Origin of the sequence: Paenibacillus provencensis (genome assembly GCF_042678545.1) — a bacterium.
In the GTDB taxonomy this organism is placed as follows: Bacteria; Bacillota; Bacilli; order Paenibacillales; family Paenibacillaceae; genus Paenibacillus; species Paenibacillus provencensis.
Map to the genome: position 1 here is coordinate 1 of NZ_JBHTKX010000019.1, position 1,753 is coordinate 1,753.

Annotated in this window: 1 protein-coding gene; it reads right to left on the minus strand. The window is 45.2% G+C overall.

The window, feature by feature from the left end; genetic code table 11:
- Nucleotides 1-371: 371 nt before the first annotated feature.
- Entirely contained in the window at nucleotides 372-1,637 is a 1,266-nt protein-coding gene (locus ACFQ3J_RS27010; protein ID WP_090728282.1) for an IS110 family transposase, read from the minus strand.
- Nucleotides 1,638-1,753: the final 116 nt, after the last annotated feature.

Below are 1,753 nucleotides of genomic sequence, written 5' to 3' on the forward strand. Positions count from 1 at the left end.
AACTCCCTCAATATAATTCGTTTTCCTCACTCAAGCTCATGAATTCGTAGGATTTCATCCCTTGTTTAATTCGAAGAAAGAGATGTTTGAGGAGCTGGTAGTCAGTTAAAGGAGAATTGGGCATGCAGAAATAAAGGGTGAGCATTAATCACCCAAATTATTCCATATTTGCACGTCTCCACTTCGCCTTAGTGATTCTCACTCCCATGTCTCAACGGGTCCAAGCCCTATCATTCCTTCGTCACATCTTAACCAAGGGGTGGAGGTCGGTCTTTCTAACGGAACGGGTCCGAGCCCTTTTGTTTAACGTCTCCCGATACTCCGTGCTTCTTGAAATCCTACGAATGCATGAACTGGTGAGGATGTATTGCTTATGCTGCTTGTGGCAATACCCTAATGGGTTCGTAAGCTGTATTGTTTTTTGCCAAAGCGACTAGCATCCGTGCTACTTTTCCACATAATTTCATAATGGATTTCATTTTCTTTAACTTCTTTTCTTCTACATTGTAGCGGTGTAGAGCTTGAATTTCGAGGTTAGTCATGACCATGCTCATCGTCATGAGATACAGAAAATGACGTAAGCGAGGCCGGCCCCGTTTGCTCAGTACCATCTTTCCTCGCCATTTCCCAGAACTAGCTTCGGCTAGATTCAAGCCGGCGTGACGTAACAGCGCATTACCATGTGAATAACCACTTAGATCCCCAGCCTCACCAAGAATACCCGCTAGGTTTGTGACATGGATGCCTCGGATTTCAAGCAGCTTCTGTGCGTAAGGAATATGTTCGAGAATAGTACGGAGCTCATGTTCAATCTGCTCAAGTTGACGCTGAGCCAAGTCATATTCTTCAAGCAGCTGACCCAGATGAAGCTTGTAAGAACGGAGTGCCTGAGTCGTGCCCACACTGGATTTTGCAAGGGAAATCAGCAGCTCAGCGCGTTTCACTCCAGCATGACGCTTCACATATTGCTTCCAGCCAAAAATAACTTGATCCGTAGTTAATTGACCAATCTCACTCGGTAACGGGAAGAGTCTGAGTGTGGCGATTGCACTGGTGCAGGTAAGGATCTTAAAGACCTGCCGCAACTCAGGAAAAACAATGTCTACCCAGCGATGAATCTGGTTGACGGCACTGTTAAGGCGTTTGGTAACGGTTTCTCGGTTAGCCATGAGAATACGTAGCTCTTCGTAAGTCTCGGAATGAAAACGAACAGGGGAATAGTACCCATTTTTAATCATGTCCGCGATAACAAGCGCATCTTTGTGATCGCTTTTAGAGGGTGTATTATCTCGGTTTTCCTTGTTCTTTTTGACAAGATGAGGATTTACTAGAACAGCCTCTATACCTTGGTCGGAGAGCCAGCGTGCTAGGTTGAACCAGTAGTGACCGGTGGGCTCCATGCCAACCAAGATTTTGTTCAGTTGGTGGGTTTGAAGTAAGGTCTCAATCCAACGTTTGAAAAGCTCGAAGCCGTCACGATGATTTCCAAATTGAAGCGGATTCCCTAGAGCAATCCCACGAAAGCTGACGGCCCTGGCTACATGGGTCTCTTGAGCGATATCTACGCCGACCACTAAATGATGAACGGTAATGTTTTCAATGAGTTGATTTTGTTTGTTTTGTGCTTTAAACTTCATGATAGAGCGACCTCCAGATGGGCTTTTTGAGGCAATGACCTCGTGCGTAACCCCATCATAACGAGGCGTTCTTTTTTATTCAAACTCCAAATATTCGTATTACAGGAATTCTAACG